General features: G+C 67.6%; 23 protein-coding genes and 1 tRNA gene. 10 read left to right on the top strand and 14 right to left on the bottom strand.

Going from position 1 to position 23,740, the window contains the following annotated elements; genetic code table 11:
* Nucleotides 1-67: 67 nt before the first annotated feature.
* The 6 genes from JJJ14_RS01755 (at nt 68) to JJJ14_RS01730 (ending at nt 6,130) form a co-directional block, all read left to right on the top strand.
* Nucleotides 68-919, top strand: coding sequence for an LppM family (lipo)protein (locus tag JJJ14_RS01755; RefSeq protein WP_201444522.1), 852 nt, complete (start codon nt 68-70; stop codon nt 917-919).
* A 56-nt stretch (nt 920-975) separates the two neighbouring features.
* Nucleotides 976-2,076, top strand: coding sequence for an LppM family (lipo)protein (locus tag JJJ14_RS01750; RefSeq protein WP_201444521.1), 1,101 nt, complete (start codon nt 976-978; stop codon nt 2,074-2,076).
* 53 nt (nt 2,077-2,129) lie between these two features.
* Nucleotides 2,130-3,107 (top strand): hypothetical protein, encoded by a 978-nt coding sequence (locus tag JJJ14_RS01745; RefSeq protein ID WP_201444520.1) that lies wholly within the window; start codon nt 2,130-2,132, stop codon nt 3,105-3,107.
* Nucleotides 3,108-3,176: 69 nt separating this feature from the next.
* Entirely contained in the window at nt 3,177-4,052 is an 876-nt protein-coding gene (locus JJJ14_RS01740) for a DUF1720 domain-containing protein (protein ID WP_201444519.1), read from the top strand.
* 185 nt (nt 4,053-4,237) lie between these two features.
* Nucleotides 4,238-5,050, top strand: a complete 813-nt coding sequence (locus JJJ14_RS01735; RefSeq protein WP_236592876.1) for an LppM family (lipo)protein — start codon at nt 4,238-4,240, stop codon at nt 5,048-5,050.
* Between the two features lie 93 nt (nt 5,051-5,143).
* Nucleotides 5,144-6,130, top strand: coding sequence for a hypothetical protein (locus JJJ14_RS01730; RefSeq protein WP_201444518.1), 987 nt, complete (start codon nt 5,144-5,146; stop codon nt 6,128-6,130).
* Between the two features lie 268 nt (nt 6,131-6,398).
* Here JJJ14_RS01730 and JJJ14_RS01725 read toward each other — a convergent pair whose 3' ends face one another.
* Entirely contained in the window at nt 6,399-7,685 is a 1,287-nt protein-coding gene (locus JJJ14_RS01725; protein ID WP_201444517.1) for an adenylosuccinate synthase, read from the bottom strand.
* A 126-nt stretch (nt 7,686-7,811) separates the two neighbouring features.
* Between JJJ14_RS01725 and JJJ14_RS01720 the strand changes: the two genes are divergently transcribed.
* Nucleotides 7,812-8,966 carry an LppM family (lipo)protein gene (locus tag JJJ14_RS01720; protein ID WP_201444516.1) on the top strand — a complete coding sequence of 385 codons (1,155 nt, stop codon included), beginning with the start codon at nt 7,812-7,814 and terminating at the stop codon, nt 8,964-8,966.
* 96 nt (nt 8,967-9,062) lie between these two features.
* Here the strand turns inward: JJJ14_RS01720 and JJJ14_RS01715 are convergent, their stop codons facing one another.
* The 9 genes from JJJ14_RS01715 to JJJ14_RS01675 form a co-directional block, all read right to left on the bottom strand.
* Complete coding sequence (locus JJJ14_RS01715; protein WP_201444515.1) at nt 9,063-9,719, bottom strand: DUF624 domain-containing protein; 657 nt, start codon at nt 9,717-9,719, stop codon at nt 9,063-9,065.
* A gap of 112 nt (nt 9,720-9,831) precedes the next feature.
* Nucleotides 9,832-10,728 carry a carbohydrate ABC transporter permease gene (locus tag JJJ14_RS01710; protein WP_003787751.1) on the bottom strand — a complete coding sequence of 299 codons (897 nt, stop codon included), beginning with the start codon at nt 10,726-10,728 and terminating at the stop codon, nt 9,832-9,834.
* A complete protein-coding gene (locus JJJ14_RS01705; RefSeq protein ID WP_003787752.1) occupies nt 10,725-11,570 on the bottom strand; it encodes a carbohydrate ABC transporter permease in 846 nt (281 codons plus the stop codon). The genes JJJ14_RS01710 and JJJ14_RS01705 overlap by 4 nt, the downstream gene beginning before the upstream one ends.
* A 191-nt stretch (nt 11,571-11,761) precedes the next feature.
* On the bottom strand, nt 11,762-13,105 hold the full coding sequence (locus JJJ14_RS01700) for an ABC transporter substrate-binding protein (protein ID WP_070510407.1): 1,344 nt from the start codon (nt 13,103-13,105) through the stop codon (nt 11,762-11,764).
* A gap of 400 nt (nt 13,106-13,505) precedes the next feature.
* Nucleotides 13,506-14,555 (bottom strand): class II fructose-bisphosphate aldolase, encoded by a 1,050-nt coding sequence (gene fbaA / locus JJJ14_RS01695; protein WP_010614323.1) that lies wholly within the window; start codon nt 14,553-14,555, stop codon nt 13,506-13,508.
* A 208-nt stretch (nt 14,556-14,763) separates the two neighbouring features.
* A complete protein-coding gene (locus JJJ14_RS01690; protein WP_442859478.1) occupies nt 14,764-15,519 on the bottom strand; it encodes a TrmH family RNA methyltransferase in 756 nt (251 codons plus the stop codon).
* Nucleotides 15,516-16,085 (bottom strand): orotate phosphoribosyltransferase, encoded by a 570-nt coding sequence (gene pyrE, locus JJJ14_RS01685; RefSeq protein ID WP_201444514.1) that lies wholly within the window; start codon nt 16,083-16,085, stop codon nt 15,516-15,518. Before pyrE ends, JJJ14_RS01690 begins: the two co-directional genes overlap by 4 nt.
* Before the next feature lie 123 nt (nt 16,086-16,208).
* Nucleotides 16,209-16,706, bottom strand: coding sequence for a thiol peroxidase (tpx, locus tag JJJ14_RS01680; RefSeq protein ID WP_003787762.1), 498 nt, complete (start codon nt 16,704-16,706; stop codon nt 16,209-16,211).
* A gap of 264 nt (nt 16,707-16,970) precedes the next feature.
* Complete coding sequence (locus JJJ14_RS01675) at nt 16,971-17,744, bottom strand: SDR family NAD(P)-dependent oxidoreductase (RefSeq protein ID WP_101558888.1); 774 nt, start codon at nt 17,742-17,744, stop codon at nt 16,971-16,973.
* A gap of 64 nt (nt 17,745-17,808) precedes the next feature.
* Here JJJ14_RS01675 and JJJ14_RS01670 point away from each other — a divergent pair, with 64 nt between their 5' ends.
* Nucleotides 17,809-18,618: an exodeoxyribonuclease III gene (locus JJJ14_RS01670; protein WP_201445042.1), complete on the top strand. Its 810-nt coding sequence runs from the start codon at nt 17,809-17,811 to the stop codon at nt 18,616-18,618.
* 84 nt (nt 18,619-18,702) lie between these two features.
* Here the strand turns inward: JJJ14_RS01670 and JJJ14_RS01665 are convergent, their stop codons facing one another.
* Complete coding sequence (locus JJJ14_RS01665) at nt 18,703-19,554, bottom strand: serine hydrolase domain-containing protein (protein ID WP_201444513.1); 852 nt, start codon at nt 19,552-19,554, stop codon at nt 18,703-18,705.
* Between the two features lie 224 nt (nt 19,555-19,778).
* On the opposite strand from JJJ14_RS01665, the gene JJJ14_RS01660 reads away from it, so the two are divergent.
* Complete coding sequence (locus JJJ14_RS01660) at nt 19,779-20,621, top strand: 3'-5' exonuclease (RefSeq protein WP_201444512.1); 843 nt, start codon at nt 19,779-19,781, stop codon at nt 20,619-20,621.
* A 302-nt stretch (nt 20,622-20,923) separates the two neighbouring features.
* Here the strand turns inward: JJJ14_RS01660 and JJJ14_RS01655 are convergent, their stop codons facing one another.
* From JJJ14_RS01655 to JJJ14_RS12570, 3 genes are all read right to left on the bottom strand, one after another.
* The gene (locus JJJ14_RS01655; RefSeq protein WP_201444511.1) at nt 20,924-22,051 is read right to left on the bottom strand and encodes a hypothetical protein; all 1,128 of its coding nucleotides are present in this window, start codon (nt 22,049-22,051) and stop codon (nt 20,924-20,926) included.
* Nucleotides 22,048-22,683 carry a dCTP deaminase gene (dcd, locus tag JJJ14_RS01650; RefSeq protein WP_201444510.1) on the bottom strand — a complete coding sequence of 212 codons (636 nt, stop codon included), beginning with the start codon at nt 22,681-22,683 and terminating at the stop codon, nt 22,048-22,050. Before dcd ends, JJJ14_RS01655 begins: the two co-directional genes overlap by 4 nt.
* Before the next feature lie 79 nt (nt 22,684-22,762).
* Complete coding sequence (locus JJJ14_RS12570; RefSeq protein ID WP_236592875.1) at nt 22,763-23,281, bottom strand: TM2 domain-containing protein; 519 nt, start codon at nt 23,279-23,281, stop codon at nt 22,763-22,765.
* 167 nt (nt 23,282-23,448) lie between these two features.
* On the opposite strand from JJJ14_RS12570, the gene JJJ14_RS01640 reads away from it, so the two are divergent.
* Nucleotides 23,449-23,522: transfer RNA gene (locus JJJ14_RS01640), tRNA-Gly, on the top strand.
* The last annotated feature ends 218 nt before the right edge of the window (nt 23,523-23,740 follow it).

Here is a 23,740-nt window from a genome sequence, read left to right as displayed (position 1 = left end):
TACCGCCTTTGAAACGGCATCGTTCCGCCCTCAGTGAAGGTCCAGTGCGAGCGTGTAGCGTGCCCGCATGTCCGTCGCGCCGTCCTCCGCGTCCCGTTCCACGAGCTTCTTGTCACGCACCCTGCCCCGACCGCCGGCACTCCGGGCGCTTCGACCGGCCGTCGTGGCGACCACCGCCTGCCTGGCGCTGTCGGCCTGCACCGCCCACATGGACATGACCATCCGCTCTCAGGGCAGCTACGACGTCGCCCTGGAGATGCGCGATACGACCGGAACCGTCTTCCCGCAGGGAAAGACCCCCGACTGCTCGACCTACTCCGACCCCACGGCCCTGGGCGTGCCCGAGGGCACCACGGTCAAGGCCACCCCGATCACCGGCGACGACGGAATCGGCTGCCAGGTCAGCATCAGCGGGGTCAAGGTCCCCCAGGCCTCACAGGCCGAGCCGAACACGATCGTCGTACACGACGGCGAGGTCTACAAGGTGACGATCCAGCCCTTCCCCTCCGACCCCTCCCAGGACGCCAACGGGGCCGCAGGCGCGCAGGGCAGCGCATCTCAGGCCCCTGCCGCGCCGTCGGGCGACTCGGGTAGCCCAGGCGGAGCCCAGCCGAGCAGCACGTCCTTCAAGGGCCTGGTCGACACCAAGGTCTCCGTCACCTTTCCCGGCGCGGTGACGCAGTCAGGCGGGGGGAAGGTGTCGGGCACCACGGTCACCTGGGACGACCCGGACACGGTGGCCAAGGGCGTGAGCGCCTCGGGCTACGCCCAGGACTCCCGGGGGGTGTCATGGTGGACTCGTTCCCGCATCTGGCTGACCGCGGGGCTGGCCCTGCTCGGCGGCATCCTGACAGTGGCCGTCCTACGACGGCGCAGCAGCGAACGCGCACCCCGCAAGGCGGCGTCGGGGCGACACTGAGCATTCCGACTATTCCACGTTTCCACGTTGTCACAGCACCGAATTAGACTCGACACATGAATCATGACTCCCGCACTGTCAGGCGACGAGTGACCGTGGCGGTACTGACCGGCCTCGCACTGCTGCTGACCGGATGCGGGGCTCACTACGACTTCGTCATTCATGACAACGAGACCGCCGACCTGTCCTACGTCATGTGGGACTCATCGGGGCTGTCACTCATCAGCAGGGAGAGCTGCACCCAGGCGAAGCTCGAGAAGTCCACCCCCCTGCCCAAGGGCGTCAAGGCGAACTACACCTTCACGTCCCACAACGGCCAGCCGGCATGCCAGGTCACAGCCAAGTCGGTTCCACTCAACAACTTGCAGACCGACATCTGGACGATCAAGCACCAGGGCGGGAAGTACGTCTTCGACCTGTCCCCCGAGGCACTGAGCAAGCTCGGCAAGGACGACTCCCTCCCCACCTCCCCGGGCACCTCGGGAGGAATGAAGATCTCAGTATCGGTGACCTTTCCCGAAGAGGTGACGAAGTCCAACGGGAGGAATGACGACAACAAGGTCACCTGGGACAACGTGATGGAGAGCTCTGAGGCTCTCCACGCCGAGGGCGGGGACGGCACGTTCCATCTGCAGTGGTGGATGATCGCGACGGCCGTCGCCGTCGTCCTCCTCATCGTTGTCGGCGTCGTGGTGTATCTCCTCAAGACTCGTCGGGCCAAGCAGCTGGCTCCGGCACCGCCCTACGGTCAGCCCTACGGCCAGGTCTATGGTCAAGCCTTTCAGGGGGCCGAGGCGACCAGCACTATGCCTCCGGAGGTCTATACCGGCGGCCCGTACCAGTCTCCCCCGAGCCCCCTGCAGCCGATGCCGGGATCGACCCACCCCTATCCCGTCACCAACCTTCGCGACGGCTACGCCCCCTACGTCGACCCGGGCCAGGACACCAGCGTTCTCCCTCCGCCTCAGTCCCCTGGAGGCGCCGGCGTCTTCAGCACCTATGGCGCCCAGCAGGGGGGACCCCAGTCGCCCGGACCGGGCTACACCCAGATGCCCTACCAGGAAGGGCACAGTCAGGCCGACTTCCGGCCGCCGCAGGAGCTCACCGGCGGCGGAGGTCAGAACGGGCAGTACTATCCGCCGTATCAGGGTGAGTAGTACTGCCGTTCGAACAGCCGCCGGGGAACCGAGGCAACGAATAGGGTGGCGCCATGAGCTGTGCCGTTGTTATCAGGAGAGTCCACGCCGTACTGGCTGCGTTGGCCGTTCTCGCTTTCATCGCCGCTATGGCCGTGGCCTCCCCTCCTGCTCACGCGGTGCCGCTCCTTGGAGAGGACAATAAGCTCATCATCACCATCGACATGAAAGTCACCGTCAAGAGCGATGACACCTTTGAGGCGTCCTTCGTCATCACCGATCAGACGAACTACAGCCTGATTCCTCCCATCACTAAGAACAGCTGCACGCTGAACTACTTCCTCGTGGAACCGAACATCTTTTCCCACGCTGAGACGACATTCGTTGACGGGAAGGACAAACGAGTCTGCACCATCGCGACGAAGGGGAAGATTTCTGAGACCAACGGGACGATCAGGCACGAGAACGACGAGTACGCCATCGACACCAGCAGCATGGACAGACGCAAGACGCCGTCCCCGGAGCTGCAGCTGTTCTATGCCGCCACGTTCCCCGGAGAGGTGACCCAGAGCCAAGGCGGAAAGGTCGAGGGGGAGGAGAAGAACACCGTCTCCTTCACGGACTTCAAGGGCCGGATCGTCAAGGGCAAGGACCGTCCCGCCTCGGAAACGACGACCAGCAAGGTGTTGCCGTGGATCATCGAAGGCGTCGGCTCGCTCGTGGTCATCGGGCTCATCGCGATGGCTGTCGTTGTGCGACGTCGTCAGCGAAGCGGGCAGGGCGCTCCGGGTGCCGCCATGCAGGCCATCCCCGTCCCGGGTCCTGAACCGCAGTCATCCCACCTCGGTCAGCCGGTTCCTCAGCAGTACCCCGGGCAACCAGTTGCACCTCAACCGAACCACCAGCACCCGGGACAGCCGTCACCGCTCTACTCCCCCTCCAGCACCGCCAACGGCTCCTACCCACCCTCCCCCACGCAGGCGCCCCAGCAGCACAGCACCTGGCCGCCACAGCAGCACGGCACCTGGCCGCCGCCGCAGCAGTTCCAGTAACAGCCCCCGGGGAACGATACCCATGACGATCCGGTTACAACCTGGCATCCGACCCGCTACTGTGTAGGCATGACACCTGCCATCGCCCATCGCATCCCTAGGCCCCTGTCCGTCTTGACGGCTCTTGCGGTGCTCACTCTGTCCGCACCCCTCGCGCTGCTCGGCACCCCGGGACACGCCGCCCCCATGGACGACGACTCCTCAAACCCCGGTCTGAAGATCACCTCAGACATCGTCATCAAGTCCGACGACACCTACTCCGTGAAAGCGGTGATGACCGACAACAGCGGTTTCGGCATCTTCAGCGAAGACAACTGTAAAGTCGACGATTTCTCGCAGACGCAGTTCGGCAAGAACTCCAAGAACGCCAAGGCCACGTTCAAGGAAGATGGCGACTCGACTATCTGCACGATTGAAGGCTCCGCTTCCATCAAGGACAGCGACGGCACAATTAAGCATCAGGGCAGCGAGTACGTCGTCAAGATCGGCACCGACGAGGCAATCGGTGACATGGACCAGCTCGACGTCACCCAGTCCATCACCTTCCCTGGAAAGGTCACAGAGGCCGACGGCGGCAAGGTCGATGGCAACAAGGTCACCTTTACTGACATCAAGTCCCACACCGTGAAGGGCGGAGACGGCTCCATCCCCATGTGGGTGTGGATCATCGTGGGAGTCGGCGCCCTGGCACTGATCGGCGGCCTGGTCGCCTTCCTCGTCATCCGCAGCAAGAAGAACAAGCCCCAGACTCCTTACGGAACGCCCGTCCAGGGCTATGACCCGAACCAGGCCTTCCCGGCTCAGCCCGGCCAGCAGGCGGGCTACGGCGCCCCCCAGGCCCAGCCCGGCTATGGCGCTCCCGACCAGCAGGCGGGCTACGGCGCCCCCCAGGCCCAGCCCGGCCAGCAGACCGGCTACGGCGCTCCTGGGCAAGGCTCCTACTGACCCCATTTACCCCTCCCGTTGTTGTGGCCCTCAGATCTGACGATCCCGGGGCCACAACATCTTTCTCCGCGCCTTCACTCCCCATGCGGAGATCCCATCAACACCAACCAACTAGGGTGAGAACTATGGCCGTGACCGTCCCCAAACACCGCTCCGTGGGAATGCCCGTCTTTCTGGCGTTTCTCTTGTCTCTGACACTCCTGATCCCTCCAAGTCACGCCGTCACCTCCGCCGCGAGTGACGATTCCGACCCCTCGATTTCCGTGCGGATCGTCATCAACCAGGATGACACCTACAACATGACCGTCGTCGGGCAAGTCAAGAGCAAGTCCTCGTCCGCCAAGCGGAACTTGAAGGATGGTTGCGACTCTTCTGACGGCGGAGGGCCGTTCAAAGACCTGAAGGCCTCCTACTCCGAGCGCGACGGCTTCCCCACCTGCACACTCTCAGGCAAGTCGATCGACATCTCCGAGGTCGATGGCTTCATCGAGCACAAGGACGACGAGTACGTCCTCGACACCAAGAAGGGCAACCTTCCCTCCTCTTCTTCCGGACTCGACAGTGAGTACAGGCTCTCCGTCACGTTCCCGGGCCAGGTCACGGATGCCGACGGCGGCAAGGTCAGCGGGAACACGGTGACCTTCACCGAGCCGGGAAGGTACCGCGTCAGCGGCAAGGACACTCCCGCCTTCCCCTGGGTATGGGTGATCGTGGGGGTTGTGGTGGTCGGAGCGATCGGCGGCGGCCTCTTCTGGTTCCTCAAGCGCAAGAAAACGGCGCAGCAGCAGGCCTACGCGGTCAGCGCCCCGGGATACGCACCGCAGCAGCAGCCCTACGCTCCTGGCCAGATGCAGGCTCCCGGCGCCATGCCTCCGTCCCCCTCCGGCTTCGTCGCCCAGGGTGACAACCAGCCCGGACCGGACGGCACGATGCCTCCGGGGGCCGTACCGCCTCCCCCTGGCTACCCGTCAGCGCCCCCGCCCTCCAGCTGGGGCTGAGCTCCGACGGCGGTGCGGAGCTCGTCGCACCGAGTGGCGACGTCCTCCGCACCGCCTTGCAGTCACCCGACCCGCACCATTCGAAGGCTGTACATGCGTTATCTCGCCCTGAGACACAACCCCGCGACGAGTCTCGTCGGGATGCTCTGTCTGGCCGCCTCGCTCTTGCTGGCGGTGGCGGCAAGCCCCACCAGCGCCGCGCTACCTGCACAGCTGACGAGCCAGGAGAAAATCAACTTCGAGCTCGCCATCAAGTCCGATGAAGAGTTGACGACCACCATCACGATCACGTCACCAGCCTCCAGAGAAAAGAGCCTGAAGGAGGACTGCGTCCAAGAGACGTTCTCACAGGCCGCTACCCCACCCGACATTACGTTCACCACCGACAACGGGACTCCGACCTGCAAGGCCACGTACACCACCCCCGTATCCAGGAATAACTACGTGACCCATGACGGAGACGAGTACGTCGTCGACACCCATGATGACTCCGCACCCAAGGACGGCAGCGCCGACACCTTCTCCCTCACAGTCGTCTTCCCCGGTAAGGTGACGGAATCCGGAGGAGGGAAGATCGAGGGAGATCAACAGAACAAGGTCTCCTTCAGCAGCTTCTACAATCAGAAGGCCCGCGGCAAGGACACCGCCCAGGCGGCGTCTCAGCCCAGTTCGACACCCTCGCCCAGTTCGACGCCCGCATCCAGCTCCGCACCCTCATCCAGTTCAACGGCCACCCCCGGTTCTACGTCCTCGTCGCAGTCATCGGGCGGAAAGGGAGCTATCGTCGTCACACTCATTGTGATTGCTGTGGTCGGAGGAGTTGTCGCTATCGTCAGCAACACGCTCAAGAAGAGCCGGGAGAAGAAGTACCTGGATGCGCTGGGGCAGCAGTCGCTTCAGGCAAGCACTCTTATGCCCACTTCCCACCCAGCCGCCTTCCCCTCTCAAGCACAGGCAGGCCCACCTCCCGCCCAACCCGGCTACTCACCGGCCCCTCAGCAGTATCAGCCGCCGCAGTCGCAGGGACCGGCCCCCGCTCCGCACTTTCCACCGAACCATCACGGCTACGGCGGTTACTGAGACTCAGACTCGGGTAGGCGTCAATCCGCTCGCATAATGGTTCCCTGACAGCAGGTCCGGATCGACGCAGCCCACGACGAGGACATTGGAGAAGGATCGGACCTGGAAAGGGCCATCGCTCCCGGGCTGCCCCAGCACGCCTCACAATGGTCATCATGCTGGCAGCACCACGGCCGGCCCACGGTGGGCACGCTCCCGGAAGGCTCCGCCCCACGTCCTGGGCGCGGCGCTGTCGAGCAGCCGCTATCGCTGACGCCGCGCCCTCACGTCACCCGATGAGCGAGTGACGAGAGATCGTGGCCTCTCGACCCGGCCCGACGCCGATGGCGGAGATACGGCAGCGGGCCAGCTCCTCAATGCGCAGCACGTAGTCCTGGGCCGCCTGAGGCAGGTCGGCGAAGCGGCGGACCTCGCTGATGTCCTCACTCCAGCCGGGCAGCTCCTCGTAGACGGGGACGGCGTGGTGGAAGCCGGACTGGGTCAGCGGCATCTCCTGGGTGACGGTGCCGTCGATGTCGTAGGCGACGCACACCGGAATGGTCTCGTGCCCAGTGAGGACGTCGAGCTTGGTCATCACCAGGTCGGTCAGCCCGTTGACGCGTGCCGCGTAGCGGGTGACGACGGCGTCGTGCCAGCCGCAGCGCCGCGGCCTGCCGGTGGTGACCCCGTACTCACCGCCCTCGGTGCGAAGGCGCTCCCCCATGTCGTCAAGCAGCTCAGTGGGGAAGGGCCCTTCCCCCACACGGGTCGTGTAGGCCTTGACGACACCGACGACCGAGTCGATCCGGGTGGGCCCCACACCGGTCCCCGTGCAGGCGCCGCCGGCAGTGGGGTTGGAGGAGGTGACGAAGGGGTAGGTGCCGTGGTCGATGTCGAGCATCGTGGCCTGGCCGGCCTCGAACAGGACGGTCTTGCCCTGATCGAGGGCGTGGTTGAGCACCAGGGAGCAGTCGACGACCATGGGCCGGACCCGATCCGCGTACGACAGCAGCTCGTCGGCGACGGCGTCGGCATCGATGGCGGCCCGGTTGAAGACCTTGAGGAAGAGGCTGTTCTTCTGGTCCAGAGCGGAGTGCACCTTCTGACGCAGGATCGACTCGTCGAAGAGGTCCTGGACGCGGATGCCCACGCGGTTCATCTTGTCCGCGTAGGTGGGTCCGATCCCACGGCCGGTGGTGCCCAGCTGACGCGCGCCCAGGAAGCGCTCGGTGGTGCGGTCCAGAACCCGGTTGTAGGAGGGGATGATGTGGGCGTTGGCGCTGATGAGGAGGCTGGAGGCGTCCTTGCCACGGGAGGTGATCTCAGCGATCTCGTTGAAAAGGACCTCCAGGTCGACGACGACGCCGTTACCGATGATGGGGGTGACCCCGGGAGTGAGCACACCGGCCGGCAGGAGGTGGAAGGCGAACTTCTCACCGTCGATGACGACAGTGTGTCCGGCGTTGTTGCCGCCGTTGAACTTCACGACGTAGTCGACGTCCTGACCAAGCTGGTCAGTCGCCTTGCCCTTTCCCTCGTCTCCCCACTGGGTCCCGACGACGACAACGGCTGGCATGGCTGCTCCCTGACTTCAGTGACGGCGTGCCGGTGGACACACCGTCCTCTAGCCTACCGGAGCCGGGTGGAGAGGTCCCCACCGGTGTCCCCCACCAACAGAAACAGGAGGCGATACGGTGGGGACATGCCTCATGTCACCGTCCACCACAGCTCCACACGGCACCCTGCGCTGGCGGGCCTCGTCGCCCTGACCGTATTCGCCGTCCTGGCTCTGATCGGCGCTCCGGCGTCCTCCCTCCCCACGGCTGATGACGACACGGACTTCCGCATTTCCAGCGACATCGTCATTAAGGAGGACAACACGTTCTCCGTGAAGCTCACGATGTCGGAGAGCGGCTCCATCCCGGCGCTCAGCAAGAGCATGTGCAATAAGGACTCATCCACCGTCAAGGACTCGCCCTACGATGACTTCAAGGTGAAGTTCGTGGAGAAGGACGGCACCCGCACATGCACGATGGAGGGGACCGACTCCATCTCCACATCCTCGAAGAACATCAAGCACGAGGGCGACGAGTACATCGTTCAGACGCTGAATTTCGACAGCATCAGCGACGAGGACGTCACCGAGATCTCTCAGTCGGTCACCTTCCCGGGTAAGGTCACCGAGGCCGACGGCGGCACGGTCGAGGGCACCAAGGTCTCCTTCAAGGACAACGACAAGCATGAGGTCAAGGGGAAGGACGAGCCCCCCAAGAGCGCAGCGGCAGGCAGCTCGCAGGGCGCTGCGGCAGAGGAGGACAGCAGCTCCACTCCCGTGTGGATCTGGAGCCTGATCGGTTCGCTTGCCGTGGCCATCGTGGGCGGTGTTGTGGGCGTGCTTGTCATGAACCAGAGGAAGAAGAAGCAGTCCCAGCTCGTTGCCTACGCGGCTGCCGCTCAGGTCTACGACCCCAACCAGGCACCCTTCGGCCAGCCGATGCAACAGCCCTTCCAGCCCGCCTATGCCGAGCCCGCTGCCCAGCCCTACCAGCCGGGTCAGCCAGGCCAACAGCTCTACCAGCCCGCCTATGCCGAGCCCGCTGCCCAGCCCTACCAGCCGGGCCAACCAACGCCGCAGCCCTACCAACTGGGTCAGCCAGGCCAACAGCTCTACCAGCCCGGCTACACCGACCCCACTGCCCAGCCCTACCAGCCGGGCCAGCCGACGCCGCAGCCCTACCAGCCCGGCTACACCGAGCCCTACCAGCCGAGCCAACCAACGTCACAGCCCTACCAGCAGGCTCAGCCCTACCAGCCGCCTTACGCCAACCAGCCGGGCCAGCCCGGCCAGGGGTTCTGACGAGCTCCCCCAGACGCATGGCCCCGGAATCGAATGATTCCGGGGCCATGACGCTGCGTGATGACGCCGCACTCACCGGGAGCGCGCTCGCATCATTCAGGACTCCGACGTCGAAGCACCGCGGAGCGCCACCATGGTGGAGCGCTGCAGCAGGGCGATGAGATAGGCCTGGAAAGCCGGCCCGATCAGAACCATGAACCAGGTGACCGCGGCCCGCGAGGCCGCCAGCCCCCAGAAGACGATCGCGGGCGCCGCCACGATCACCAGAGCGAGCACGGTGACTCCGAGACGCCCCACCGCGAGACGAAGCGCATTGGACAAGTGTCGGGAGACCGGGGCGTCGAAGAAGGCGGCCAGCGGCAGCAGCCAGACGAGGATCGCGGCCAGGAGCACTCCCCCGGCCAGCACCAGCCCGGACAGTGAACCGCTTACTCCGCCGTTGTTCTCCTCCAGGGAGGAGTCGGACAGGAGCAGGTACTCCCAGGCACTCAGGGCCACCAGGACGAGTACCGGCAGCCACCAGGCCAGGGACTGGCGCAGGTTGAGACGGAAGGAGCGCCACCAGGTGCTCATGACCGCCGGATCGTCGTCGGCCACCATCTCACCGGCCACCCGGGCGCAGGCCGTCAGGGAGGCGCCCGCCGTCACCACCGGCAGGCAGCCCGCCAGGGTGAGGACGTTGAGGATGACAACATCCGCCGCTGCGGACCAGGCCCGGTAGGCCGGGCTGTCAGGGCCGGGGAACAGCGCCACAGGGGCTCCTTCGTGGGGACTCGGGCAGTAACAGGTGGACATGATACGGGCGGTTCTCCAGGCCGGAAGTGGGGCCTTGAGAACCGCCCGTATCAGAGCAGGTATGAGGGGATCAGCCCTTGACCGCCCCCGCGGCCACACCCTCGATGATGTGCTTCTGACCGAAGAGGTAGAAGGCGACGATCGGGACGATGGCGAAGACGAGCATGGCCATCTGGGCGCCCATGTCCCGGTTGCCGTTGGAGCCGACGAGGGACTGGATGACGATCGGGACCGTCTTGTAGCGCTCGTCCTGGCCGATGACGAGGTTGGGCAGGAGGAAGTCGTTCCACACCCACATGGCGTTGAGGATCGCCACCGTGACCGCCGTCGGCTTGAGCAGCGGCATGACCACCTTGAAGTAGGTCTGCAGGGGCGAGCAGCCGTCCATGTAGGCGGCCTCCTCGATCTCCATGGGGATCGACTTGATGAAGCCGGCGAACAGGAACACCGACAGCCCCCCACCGAAACCGAGGTAGAGGACGATCATGCCCCAGGGAGTGGCCAGGCCGAGCTGGTCGGCCACCTTGACGGTGGGGAACATGACCATCTGGAAGGGAGCGATCATGGAGAAGGCGAAGGCGTAGTAGATCATGGAGGTCCACCACGTCTTGATGCGGGTGATGTAGTAGGCGGTCATCGCCGTGAGGAACACGATGACGACGACGGAGCCCACGGTGATGAACAGCGACCAGCCCATGGCGCTGGCGAAGCCCGACAGGGCCAGGCCGGTGGCGTAGTTGTCCAGGCCGGCGAAGGTCTTCGCCGTCGGCAGGGCGAAGGGGCTGTCGGAGATGTAGAACTTGCCCTTGAAGGAGTTGATGACGATGAAGGCCAGCGGGATGACCCACACGAAGGCCAGGACGGCCAGCAGCCCCACGAGTGTCTTCTGCCCCGTCGTCTGCGGAGCGACCTTCTGACCGGCAGGGGCGGCTGAAGCGGGGGACTGAGTCTTGACGGCGGTGCTCACGCGTCGACCTCCTTGGAACGAGTGGCGCTCAGCTGGATGAGCGCGATGGCGGCGACGATGAGGAAGAAGATGACGGCCTCGGCCTGGGCGACGCCCTCCTGGCCGATCTTCTTGTACATCGTGTTGACGATGCTGAGCGCGGCCATCTGAGTCTGCTTAGCGGGCGCACCGTTGGTCAGGGCGAGGTTCTGGTCGTACATCTTGAAGGTGTTGGCCAGAGTGAGGAACAGGCAGATGGTGATCGAGGGCATAATCATCGGCAGCGTCACGTTGCGCAGCGTCTGCCACCTGCTGGCGCCGTCGATCTGCGAGGCCTCGATGAGCTCGGGCGGCACATTCTGCAGACCGGCGATGTAGATGACCATCATGTAGCCCATGAGCTGCCAGTTGACGAGCATGACCAGTCCGGCCAGCCCCAGTCGCCAGTCGTTGACGATCGTCTGGCCCCAGCGCTGCAGGAGCGCATTGAGCATCACCTGCCAGGTGTAGCCCAGGACGATGCCGCCGATGAGGTTGGGCATGAAGAAGACGGCACGGAAGAAGTTGGTGCCGCGCAGCTTGCGGGTCAGGAAGTAGGCCAGGGCGAAGGCCCCCAGGTTCACCGTGATGATCGAGATGATCGAGACAACGGCGGTGAAGAGGAGAGCCTGCGGGAAGTCGCTGCGCTCCCCCAGGGCCCTGGCGTAGTTGTCAGTGCCCACGAACCGCGCATTGGTGAGGGTGCTGAACTTGGTGAAGGAGAGATAGAGCCCCATGAAGAAGGGGACGATGAACGCGATCATGAAGGCCAACAGGGTTGGCCCTGCAAATACTGGGAAGAACTTTTTCAGTGCCTTGGTCATAACTACCTCGAGGTGCGACCGGCAACCGCCTGCGTGGGCGGGCACCAGAGAGCTCCCACCGGGGCGGCAGCGCGCGAGACGAACGGCTCGAACGTGCCGCCCCGGCGGGAGAGGGGATGGGGAGATGAGTCGCCGTCGCGATGCCCGCTGGAGCAGCGCCCTCAGCGGTGGGCTCGAGCGACTCCTGGATGTCAGCCCTCCTTGGAGGCCTTCTTCTCGGAGGCCCAGGTGGTCACGAAGAAGTCCTTGACCTTCGCCCAGTCCTCGCTGCCGGAGGCGTACTGCGCCAGGTGCTGGCCGAGCTGGTCCTTGAAGTCCTGGCTCGGGAAGGTCGGGAAGACCCACTTGACGGGCGTGAGGTCCTTGTTGTTGATGGCCGCGGAGACCTCCTTGCCCAGAGGGTCGGAGGGGGCCAGCTCGGCGTATGCCTTGTAGGGCGCGATGATGCTGAGCTTCTCGGCGGCCATCTTGGAACCCTCGGCATCGGTGAACAGCCAGGTGAGGAAGTCCTTGGTGGCCTTCTGGTCGCCCTCGGCGGCCTGGGAGTTGATCGTCAGGTAGTTCTCGGTGCCGATGGCGATGTTGGACTTGTCCTCGCCGGAGACGCCGACGTAGATCGGCATGAAGTGGACGTCCTCGGCCTTGACCGTGTTGCCGGAGACCTCGGAGATCTGCGACCAGCCCCAGTTGCCGTTCTGGACCATGGCGGCCTTGCCCAGGGCGAAGTCGGCCATGGAGTCGGTGACCGTCTTGGCGCTGGCCTCGGTGGGCTTGATGGTGGAGTTGTTGAGGTAGAGATCGAAGATCTTCTTGTAGTTGTCCGAGTAGGTCAGCTTGACCTCGTCGAGGTCGTCGACCTTGGCGTCGCGGTACTCGTAGTAGACGGGGTAGTTGGCCAGGTGGGTCTGCCAGCGCCAGTCCTCACCGGGGGACAGCGAGGTCGCGGCGAAGACGCCCTCGATACCGAGGTCGGCCTTCTTGGCCTGCATGTCCTCGACGACCTCCTTGAGCTTGTCGAAGCCCTTGATCTGGTCGACGGAGGTGGCCTTGGCACCCTCCATGCCGAAGTACTTCTTGAGGATGGCGGCGTTGTAGATGATGCCGTAGCCCTCGATGGCCAGCGGGACGCCCACGATCTTGCCCTCGTCGCCCTTGAGGGCCATGGACTCATCCGTCAGCTGCTTGGTGAAGTCGGCGTCGGACAGGTCGGAGGCGTAGTCCTTCCAGTTGCCGTAGCCCACAGGGCCGTTGAGGTTGAACAGCGTGGGCGGGTTGGACTTGGCGACCTCGGACTTCAGGGTCTGCTCGTAGGTGCCGGAAGCGGCGGTGACGACCTTGACGTTCACACCGGTCTTCTTGGTGTAGGCGGCCGCGATGTCCTTAAAGGCCTGCTCCGACTCGGGCTTGAAGTTGAGGAAGTAGACGCCTCCGGCGCCGTCGGAACCGGACGAGCCCTTCGAGCAGGCCGCCAGGGTCGCAGCGACGGCGATCGCAGCAGTTCCACCGAGCATGGAGCGGCGGGAGATGAGTCGCATTGGGGTCCTCCTTTGGACGCATGGGACAGGCGCGGACAGAGGCGTCCGCAAGGCGCGACTGCCGTGTCGCCGGCGGTGGAGCCGTCGGTTCAACGGCGACGACCTATCATGGCACATTTCCGCCCGCATTGCTGCAAGGTTTGCAATCAGTGGCCTGGGTCTCAGTTTGGGATCTTTCATGCGGCACCCTGTTTTCCTTGGCAGGCCACAGATTCCACTCCTTACTCCGATAGGAGCTTTCTTCGCCGACACCTTCTGCAACTATGCAACGATCGGTCAGTTCGTCGTCGAGAACCTTCCCACCACCCCCTGCGCAAGCAGGACGTGGCCCCGGCACCGCATGGGTGCCGGGGCCACGTACAGCGATCAGTCGCCGTTCACCCCTGTGCGGGGTGGAGACTCACTTGCGGGCGGAGCCGACGGAGCCGAGGCGCTCGCAGGCCTCGACGACGCGGGCGGCCATGCCCTCCTCGGCGGCCTTGCCCCAGGCGCGCGGGTCGTACTGCTTCTTGTTGCCGACCTCGCCGTCGATCTTGAGGACACCCTCATAGTTGGTGTACATCCAGCCGGCGACCGGGCGGGTGTAGGCGTACTGGGTGTCGGTGTCGACGTTCATCTTGATGACGCCGTTGCGCACCGCGGTGGCGATCTCCTCGTCGGTGGAGCCGGAGCCACCGTGCATGACCAGGTCGAAGGGCGAGCTCTTGTCGCCGACCTTGGAGGACAGGCGGTCACCGAGGCGCTTGGCCACGTCCTCCTGGATCTCGCCGAGGATCTCCGGGCGGAGCTTGACGTGGCCCGGCTTGTAGGAGCCGTGCACGTTACCGAAGGTCAGAGCGGTGATGTAGCGGCCGTTCTCACCCAGGCCGAGGGCCTCGATGGCCTTCCAGGCGTCGTCGGCGGTGGTGTAGAGGTTGGCGTTCTCCTCACCCTTGATGCCGTCTTCCTCGCCACCCACGGCACCGATCTCGATCTCGAGGACGACGTTGGCGGCCTTGGCGCGCTTGAGCATGTCGACGGCGATCTCGATGTTGTCGTCGAGAGCCTCGGCGGAGCCGTCCCACATGTGGGAGTTGAACATCGGCAGCTCACCGTTCTTGACCTGCTCGGCCTCGATCTCCAGGAGCGGGTGGATCCAGTCGGCCAGGAGCTTCTTGGGGCAGTGGTCGGTGTGCAGACCAATGGTGACGGGGTAGAGGTCACCCACGGCGCGGGCGTAGGCGGCGAAGGCGATCGAGCCCTTGACGCGGTCGAGGCGCGAGGAACCGGACCAGTAGGCGGCACCACCGTTGGAGATCTGGACGATGCCGTCGGACTCGGCGTCGGCGAAGCCCTTGAGGGCCGCGGACAGAGTCTGGGACGAGGTGACGTTGATCGCGGGGATGGCGTACTTGCCGGCCTTCGCGCGGTCAAGCATGTCGGCGTAGGACTCCGGGGTTGCAATGGCCACTGGGTGCCTCCTGATGTCTGTATGAGTCAGTGGTGCGGGGCCGATTGTTCCACGAATTCGAGGTCACGTGAACCGGATCATGGTCCCAGGTCGGGCGCCGGTCAGGCAGCAGTCCGGCAGCAGTCCGGCAGCATGACCTCTGTTCAGGGGCGGTTTGGCCCCGCCTCCCACGGGGCGGGCCGTCCCAGCGGGCCGCGACGGCCCCGGGTCAGTCGGGCGCCGGCCCCGCGTGCTGGAGGATCCAGGTGTGCATGGCCACGGCCGCGGCGGCCGCCACGTTGATGGAGCGGGTGGAGCCGTACTGACCGATGCGCAGCAGCCGGGAGCAGCCGGCGCTCAGCTCGGGGCTGATGCCCTCCCCCTCGGAGCCGAAGACCATGAGGCAGCGCTCGGGCAGGTCGGCGGCCTCCAGGGGCTGGGCCCCGGGGCCGTTGTCGATGCCGATGACCTGATAGCCCTCGGCCCGCGCCCAGGCGAGCAGCTCACCGGGCTCGGGGTGGTGGCGCACGTCCAGGTAGCGGTTGGTGACCATGGCGCCGCGCTTGTTCCAGCGGCGTCGGCCGATGATGTGGACGCCGGCCACGTTGAAGGCATTGGCACTGCGCACGATGGAGCCGATGTTGAGGTCCTGGCTGACGTTCTCGATGGCGATGTGCAGCCCGTGGGCCCGGGCGGCCAGGTCGGCGCGGATGGCCGCGATGGTCCAGTAGCGGTAGCGGTCGACGACATTGCGCCGGTCGCCGTCGGCGAGCAGCTCGCGGTCGTAGCGGGGGTCGGTGGGCCAGGCCTCGGGGCCGCCGGGCCAGGGGCCGACGCCGACCTGACGGACATCGGCCGGCCGGTCCTCCTCCGGGCCCGCCACAGAATCTGCTGAGGGCGCCGCGGACAGGTGCTCCCCCTCAGGCAGGTCGGCGGGAGCCGCCGACTCCGCCCCAACCGTCTGCGGGCGTCGTCGGGTGCTCACTCCAGGCCGAGGTCGGCCAGACCGAGCGCTGCGTAGTAGGGCAGGCCGGCGGCCTCAATGCGCTCGCGCGCGCCGGTGGCCCGGTCCACGATGACGGCCACGGCCCGCACGTCGGCACCAGCCTCACGCAGGGCCTCGACGGCCTCCAGGGGTGAGCCGCCGGTGGTGGAGGTGTCCTCCAGGACCACCACGCGGCGTCCGACGACGTCGGGTCCCTCGATGCGCCGGCGCATGCCGTGGTCCTTGGCGGCCTTGCGCACGACGAAGGCGTCCAGGTCCAGGCCACGCGAGGCCGCGGCGTGCAGCATGGCGGCGGCCACGGGGTCGGCCCCCATGGTCAGGCCGCCGACGGCGTCGATCTCGTCGGTGCCCAGGCCCGCCTCCTCGAGCATGTCGAGCATGACGTGGCCGATGAGGGGGGCGGCCTCGTGATGGAGGGTGGCGCGGCGCATGTCCACGTAGAAGTCGGACTCGAGGCCGGAGGCGAGGGTGACCTTGCCACGGACGACGGACAGCTCGTTGACGAGCTCGGCCAGGCGGGTGATGTGGGAGTCGTTGGTGCTCACGGCTCCGATGGTAGTGGGACTCGGGGGCTGCGCGCCGGGTAGACACCCACTGCGGACAGGAGCCCGCCCTCGCCCGCGCGGTGCGGACGGGGCGGGCTCCTGGCGGCTCAGAGGAAGAAGGAGTCAGGACAGGGCGGCCACGGCGGCGTCGTAGTCGGGCTCCTGGCCGACCTCGGGGACCTGCTCGGTGTAGACGACCTTGCCGGACTCGTCGAGGACCACGACAGCGCGCGACAGCAGACCGGCCAGCGGGCCGTCGGCCAGGGTGACGCCGTAGTCGGCGCCGAAGGTGGAGCGGAAGGTCGAGCCGGTGACCACGTTGGTGAGGCCCTCGGCGCCGCAGAAGCGGGCTCCGGCGAAGGGCAGGTCGGCGGAGACGCAGACCACGGTCGTGTTGTCCAGCTCGGAGGCCAGCTTGTTGAACTGGCGCACGGAGGCGGCGCACACCCCGGTGTCCACCGAGGGGAAGATGTTGAGGACCACGCGGCGGCCGGCCAGGGACTGGCTGGTGACCGGGGCGAGGTCAGCGCCCACGAGGTCGAAGGCGGGCGCGGCCGAGCCCACAGCGGGCAGCTCGCCGACGGTGCTGACGGGGTCTCCGTGGAAGGTAATAGAAGCCATGGTGCGATCGTTGCAGGTCACGGCGCTCCTGACCAGCGGGGGCGCTCAGCCCTGGGCGATTCCGCGACGGGATCGGACAGCGAGCCGGTGCACGCGCCCGGATCTGTCACGATTGGCGACTTTTAGGAGGCAGTATCCGCCAACATCCGCCAACCTCGCCGCGTCTGCGCTGGTCAGCGCCTTGGGAAGGTCGGCAGCAACGGCGATCGCTCCCGAATAGTCGCCATCTGTGACACTTTGCGCCGCCGGCGAGCCCCGACGGCCTCAGTCGCGCCCCTGGCCGGAGCGTTCCGGCCCGACCACCCGGCGCACGAACCAGCGGGGCGCCAGCCGCAGCACGGCGTTGGCACTGCGGTAGCGCAAGCTCGGGGTGCAGATGACCTGGCCGCGCCGCACCGCCGCCAGGCCGTCGATGGCCACTCGCTCGGCGTCCAGCCACAGCGGCGCCTTCCACTGGGTCTCGTCGATGCCGGCCGCGGCGTGGAACCCGGTGTGCACCAGCCCCGGGCACAGCGCCGTGGCGCTCACCCCGGTGCCGGCGAGCTCGGCGGCCAGCCCCTCGGTGAAGCGCAGCACCCAGGCCTTGTGGGCCGCATAGGTGCCCATGGCGGTGTGCGCGGTCATGGAGGAGACGTTGAGAATGGCGCCGCGGCCGCGCTCCACCATGGCGCCGGCCGCCGCGTGGGAGGCCACCATGACCGCTCGGACCATGACGTTGAGGGCATCCTCCTCGCGGGCCAGGTCTCCCCCGACGAAGCGCTGCCCCAGCCCGAAGCCGGCGTTGTTGACCAGGAGTCCCACGGGCTTGCTCGTCTCCTGCAGGCGCTCAGCGACGCGCTCGAGCTCATCGCGCTTGGACAGGTCCGCCTGCAGAGTCTCCACCTGGACGCCTGCGAACTGGCGCATCTCCTCGGCCACCACCCGCAGCCGCTCGGGGGTGCGCGCGACGAGGACGAGGTCATGACGGGCCTGGGCGAGCTGCCAGGCGATCTCCAGGCCGAGACCGCTCGTGGCCCCGGTGACAAGTGCTGTTCCCATGGCCGCAGACTACGAGCGATTGGTGAGTGCCCAATGGGAATCAGACACCGGCTACTCTGCTGCCATGCGCCTGGCCACCTGGAACGTCAACTCCATCCGCACCCGCGTCGACCGCGTCCTGGCCTTCCTGGACCGTGAGGACATCGATGCCCTGGCGATGCAGGAGATCAAGTGCCGCCCCGACCAGTTCCCGGTCGAGCCCTTCGAGGCCGCCGGCTACGAGCTGGCCATCCACGGGCTCAACCAGTGGAACGGGGTGGCGATCGCCTCACGCGTGGGCCTCGACGACGTCACCACCTCCTTCCCGGACCAGCCCGCCTGGGCGGCCAAGCCCGAGGCTGAGCCGGTCGTGGAGGCCCGGGCGCTCGGGGCAACAGTGGGTGCGGCCTCGGATGCGGCGCCGGTGCGTCTGTGGAGCCTGTATGTGCCCAATGGCCGCGAGCTCACCCACCCGCACTACACGTACAAGCTCGACTGGCTGCGGGTGCTGCGCGACGACGTCGCCGCCTGGCTCGAGGCCGAGCCCGACCTGCCGCTGGCGCTGGTGGGCGACTGGAACGTGGCGCCGCGTGATGAGGACGTGTGGGACATGAACGTCTTCGAGGGCGCCACCCATGTCTCGGAGCCGGAGCGCGAGGCCTTCGCCGCCTTCGCCGAGGTGGGCATGAGTGAGGTCACGCGCGAGCGGGTCACCAACTACACGTACTGGGACTACCAGAAGCTGCGCTTCCCGAGGAACGAGGGCATGCGCATTGACTTCGTCTACGCCTCGCCGGCCCTGGCGGGCCGCGTCACCGGCGCCGCCATCGACCGCGACGAGCGCAAGGGCAAGGGCGCCTCCGACCACGTCCCCGTCATCGTCGAGGTCAGCTGAGACCCAGGGCCACGGGCCGGGGCCGGGCACCGGGCCGCCGTCGCCGGTGAGCCCGCCCTCCACGAACGACAGGGTCTACAAGGCCTACACGGCCAGGATCTGGTCGCCGAGCTCGGACCAGGTCCGCCGGTGAACCGCCCCGAAGGGCTTGGCCCCCAGGAAGACGGCCTGGCGCTCGGCGATCGGATCCACCCAGATGAAGGAGCCCGACTGGCCGAAGTGCCCGAAGGTCTGCTCGCTGTTGCCGGCCCCCGTCCAGTGCGGGGACTTGGCTCCGCGCACCTCCACCCCCAGCCCGAAGGGGTTGGGGGTCTGTCGCCCGTAGCCGGGTAGGACGCCGTCGAGGCCGGGCAGGACCGGCGTGCGGGCGCGCTGCGCGAGCGCGGGCGAGACGAGCCTGGGCGCGGCCAGCTCGCGGGCGAACAGGGACAGGTCGCGGGCGCTGCCCTCCCCGGAGTGGGCGGGGGATCCGGGGATGAGGACACTAGCCATCCCCAGGGGCTCGAGCACGGTGGTCTCCACCCAGGTCTCCAGGGGCGTGCCGGTGGCCTCCTCAAGGCGCTCCCCCAGGATCTCGATGCCGCGGTTGGAGTAGATGCGGCGCGTGCCCGGAGCCGCCAGGCGCTCGTCGGAGTTGGCCGCGATTCCCGAGGAGTGGGACAGCAGGTTCTCGATGGTCGCGCCGTCGGGCGCGGGCGAACCGGCGGGGGCCTCCAGGTCCAGCAGTCCCCGGTCGACGGCGACCAGGGCCGCCCAGGCGACGATCGGTTTGGTCACCGAGGCGAAGGGGAAGATCTCATCGACGTCCCCGGCCTCGAGGAGCACGCCGTCGCCGGCGGCGGACCTGCCGGTCACAACGAGGGCGGTCGGGAAGGGGAAGGCGGCCAGCGCCGGCAGGGCAGGGGCCGGCGCCTGAGGGGTGTCCGGGGTAGTCATCGCTCCTCCTCACCTGGATCGGCTCTCGACACGGCCGGCCGAGAGCCCTCGCGACCGTACCTTACGCCTCACGCACCCGGCCCCCACTACCGGCCGGGAGCTGCCCGGCACACCCGCGAGCGCCGGCCTTCCGGACCAGCCCACAGCCGGCCCGGAGCACCCCGGCCACGACCCGACGCGCCGTGACTGGGCGAAACCTGCCGGCTCGCGAGAGGATCGGGGCGATGCCCTTCTACCACCGCCCACCCGCCGACCGCGGCCCGCTGCGCCCCCGCTCCCCCATGGCCCCCGGCCAGGCGGCCGCCACTCCCACACCCGCAGAACTGGTCGAGGCAACCGGGGTCGGCTACGCCGTCGTCGACCTGGAGACCACCGGCCTGTCCCCCACGACGGACTCGATCCTGGAGGTCGCGCTCGTACTGACCGACGCCGCCGGGCGCGTCGAGCGCAGCTGGTCCACGCTCATCGACCCCGGCGCGGGTGTGGACGTGGGCCCCACCCACATCCACGGTCTTGTCGCCGAGGAGCTCATCGGGGCGCCCGGCTTCGATGAGGTCGCCGACCTGCTGGCGGCCGACCTGGCCGGGCGGGCAGTGGTGGCCCACAATGCCCGCTTCGACGTCGGATTCCTCACCCAGGCGCTGGGGACGCGAGGGCTGCTCGACCGCGGCGCGCGGGTGCCGCGGGTGTGCACGATGGAGTGGGCGCGCCACTTCATGACGACGCCGTCGCGCCGGCTGACCACCTGCTGCGAGGTGGCCGGGGTGGAGATCGGCCGCCACCACAACGCGCTCGACGACGCCCTGGCCGCCGCCGGCCTGCTGCGCCACTACCTGGCGGTGGGGGCACAGCGGGGCGAGGAGCCGGTGGCGTGGGCCCGCTCGCTCGTGGAGGCTCGCCGCTTCACCGGCTGGCACTGGGACGCGGCCAGGGCTCGGGCCGGCGTCGAACGTCTCACGGAGCGCACCACGCCCGGTGCTGAGCGAGCCCGTCCGGAGCCCGAGTCCTCGGGGCCGGCCCGCTCGGGATCAGGGCCACCGGGCCGGGTGTCGCCGCTCCGTTCCTGATCGGGGACTTACTTCTCCCACGAGGACTGCGTTCTCCTCCAGACGACTGGGGTACGGCCTCAGTCGTCTGGAGGAGAAGTACGTTCTGGACGGGAAACGCAGTCCTCGGTTCAGCCGACCGCGCCCCGGCCGGCTACTCCACATCCCACAGGACGTGCCGCCCAAGGGCTGTCCGCACGGGCACAGCCCCACGGCTCGGGGCGCCCCGCGCCTCATCGAGCAGCACCCGGTCATCGCGCCGTAGGTCACGACGACGGCGCCCTCAAGGGACCGCACGGCGCCACGCCTCCTGGCGAGGCCCCTCAGGCCTCCTCGGCGTCCTCGCCCAGGGAGACGAGGAATCCATCGTCGTCCACGGCCACCCCGGAGACGGCGGTCACCAGGACGGTGGCGAGCTCCTCGACCAGGTCCCGGGCGGTCTGCCGCTCGCGGCGCCGGGAGCGGGAGACCACTTCGGCGTAGGCGTCGGCCTGGTCCTGCGGGATCCAGCGCAGGTCGTAGGACAGAACTGCCCCGCGCGCCCACGGCTCGCCGCGCACGGCCAGGGGCAGCCCGTCGGTGGCGCCGGCACGCACCTCGATGCGCCCCCAGCCCTCGTGCTCGGGGTCGACCGGGGTGACGACCGCGTAGCCGTCACGCACCTCCTCAATGACATTGCCGGTGGCGGCGGCGACGATCTCCTGGCGCATCGTGTCCTGGCGGACCTTCTCCGAGCCGCGCCAGGCCTTCTCGAAGACGTCCGGGCCGATGCGCTCGACGAGGCTCTCCAGCTGCTCGGGGTCGATGGCGTCCAGCCCGACGGCGCCCCGCGGCTGAACAGCCTCCAGCGCGGCGCTCACCTCGGGGGCCACGGGCTGCAGGACGGCCACCAGGTCCTCCGGGCCGAGCCACACCGGGGCGTAGACGGTCAGGGAGGCCGAGACCTCCGGGCTGGGCTCGACCAGCGCCGGGTCCTCGTTGTCCCCTCCCGGAATGAGCCGCAGGGCCCCGGCCAGGCGGCGGGCGATGGCGCGCAGGCGGGTGAGGGCCACCAGCTCGGCCCCCGTGGGCTGGGCGTGGGGGAAGGCGTCGGAGAGCGGGTCCAGGCCGGCGAGCTCGGCCGGCAGGGCGCCGGCACGGATGCGGGGGCAGTCCAGGATCATCAGCTGTGTGGTCCACTCCGGCGCACCCAGGAGGCGGCGCATCTCGGCGTCGACCTTCCAGGGCCCCAGCAGGGACACCCCGGGGAAGAGCTGGAGGCTGGAGACCCCCACCCAGCCGGACTGGATGTCCTGGGACAGGGCCAGGGCCTCAACCTCGTCGGGGGCGACGTCGTCAGCCAGGAGCAGGACGTGGTTGGTGTCCAGCAGCCCGACCGGCAGCATGGAGGCGGCAGTGAAGGTGCCGGTGTCGGTGGGCAGGGAGACGGCGAAGTCGGTCGAGTCGCTCATAGGTGCTTCTCCTGGGAGATGGGAGCGGCGCCGTCGGCGGGGGCCGCCGGGGTGTCGGGGATGCGGGTGCGGTGGAAGGACTGGTGAGAACGGGAGGCCGTCGGTCCGCGCTGCCCCTGGTAGCGCGAGCCAGTGGCGCCCGAGCCGTAGGGGGCCTCGGCCGGGCTGGACAGACGGAAGAAGCACAGCTGCCCCACCTTCATCCCCGGCCAGAGCTTGATGGGCATCGTGGCCGTGTTGGACAGCTCCAGGGTGACGTGACCGGTGAAGCCGGGGTCGATGAATCCGGCAGTGGAGTGGGTCAACAGCCCCAGGCGCCCCAGGCTCGACTTGCCCTCCAGACGGGCGGCGACGTCGTCGGGCAGGGTGATGCGCTCGTAGGTGGCGCCCAGGACGAACTCCCCGGGATGCAGGACGAAGGGCTCGTCGGCCCCGACGTCGACGAGGTGGGTCAGCCCCTCCTGGTCGGCGGCCGGGTCGATGACCGGGTAGCGGTGGTTATCGAAGAGACGGAACCAACGGTCCAGGCGCACATCGATGGAGGCCGGCTGAATCATCTCGGGGTCGTAGGGGTCGAGGACGACCCGTCCGGCGTCGAGCTCGGTGCGGATATCGCGGTCTGAGAGCAGCACGGGCCCGATTGTGCCAGGTCCTCCCGGAGGCGTCACACGGATTCCGGCCCTGGGGGATCCGGGAGGCCCGGACCGCGCCTCAGCCGCTCAGCGGTATGCCGGAGGCGTCAACGCCCCACGGCGCCTCGCCGGGGCGGGCCACCAGGATGAGGATGCCCTCGATGAAGGCCCAGATGGCGATCAGAGGAACCAAGAACCCGCAACTCAAGAGCGTGCCCAGGAGCTGGAAGAGAGCCTTGCCCGTGTAGCCCAGGTAGAAGTTGTGGATCCCGAGGGTGCCGAGGAACAGCGCCAGGATGCCTGCGGCCACCTTGGACTTGCTCGGGTAACCGGGAGGACCGTAAGCGGGAACGGGGCCATAGCCGGGAGGCGCACTGTAGCCAGGAGGTGCGTTGTATCCGGGCTGGGGCCCGTAAGCGCCTTGCGGGTCATACCCCGGCTGGGCTCCGGGAGCGTAGGGACCGCCGTAGGGCGGGTACCCACCTGACGGGTAGTCCGTGGGGGCGGGCCCCGCGGGCAGCGCCGGCACGTCCGGCCAAGGACTCGCAGTGAGCCCAGTCGGATCAGTGGGCTCGTGAGGGTTGGAGGGATCGGTCATGCGCTCATCACACCTATGAAGACGTCAGGGAGTCCGTTGGCGAGTGTAGTGGGTGAAGGCGTCGCCGACGCGGTTCGCGAGGCCCCTGCGCAGGCCGATTTGCGTAGACGGCCGGAGTCTGGGTTAGACTTCCGCACGCACCTGGGACGCACGTCCACTGGTGCCACGCGGGTGTAGTTCAATGGTAGAACTTCAGCTTCCCAAGCTGACAGCGCGGGTTCGATTCCCGTCACCCGCTCCAGCCCGAGGGTCCGGACCGTCACGGTTCGGGCCCTTGTTGTTGCGCGGCCAGGCTCGGCGCCCGAGGTGGCCTCGAGGTGGCAGCCTGTGGGGCCGGGGGCATTCGACGCCGTCGGGACAGGGCTACACGGCCGGGGACATTTCTGTACGGCCGGGTGCGTGTCCTTCCGAACGGGGACAGTCGACGCCGTCGGGGACAGGATTCCCGTCCCCGCACAC

The sequence above is a fragment of the Actinomyces sp. HMT 175 genome (assembly GCF_016694895.1).
Lineage (GTDB): Bacteria > Actinomycetota > Actinomycetes > Actinomycetales > Actinomycetaceae > Actinomyces > Actinomyces oris.
This window is presented reverse-complemented; position numbering and strand designations above follow the sequence as displayed.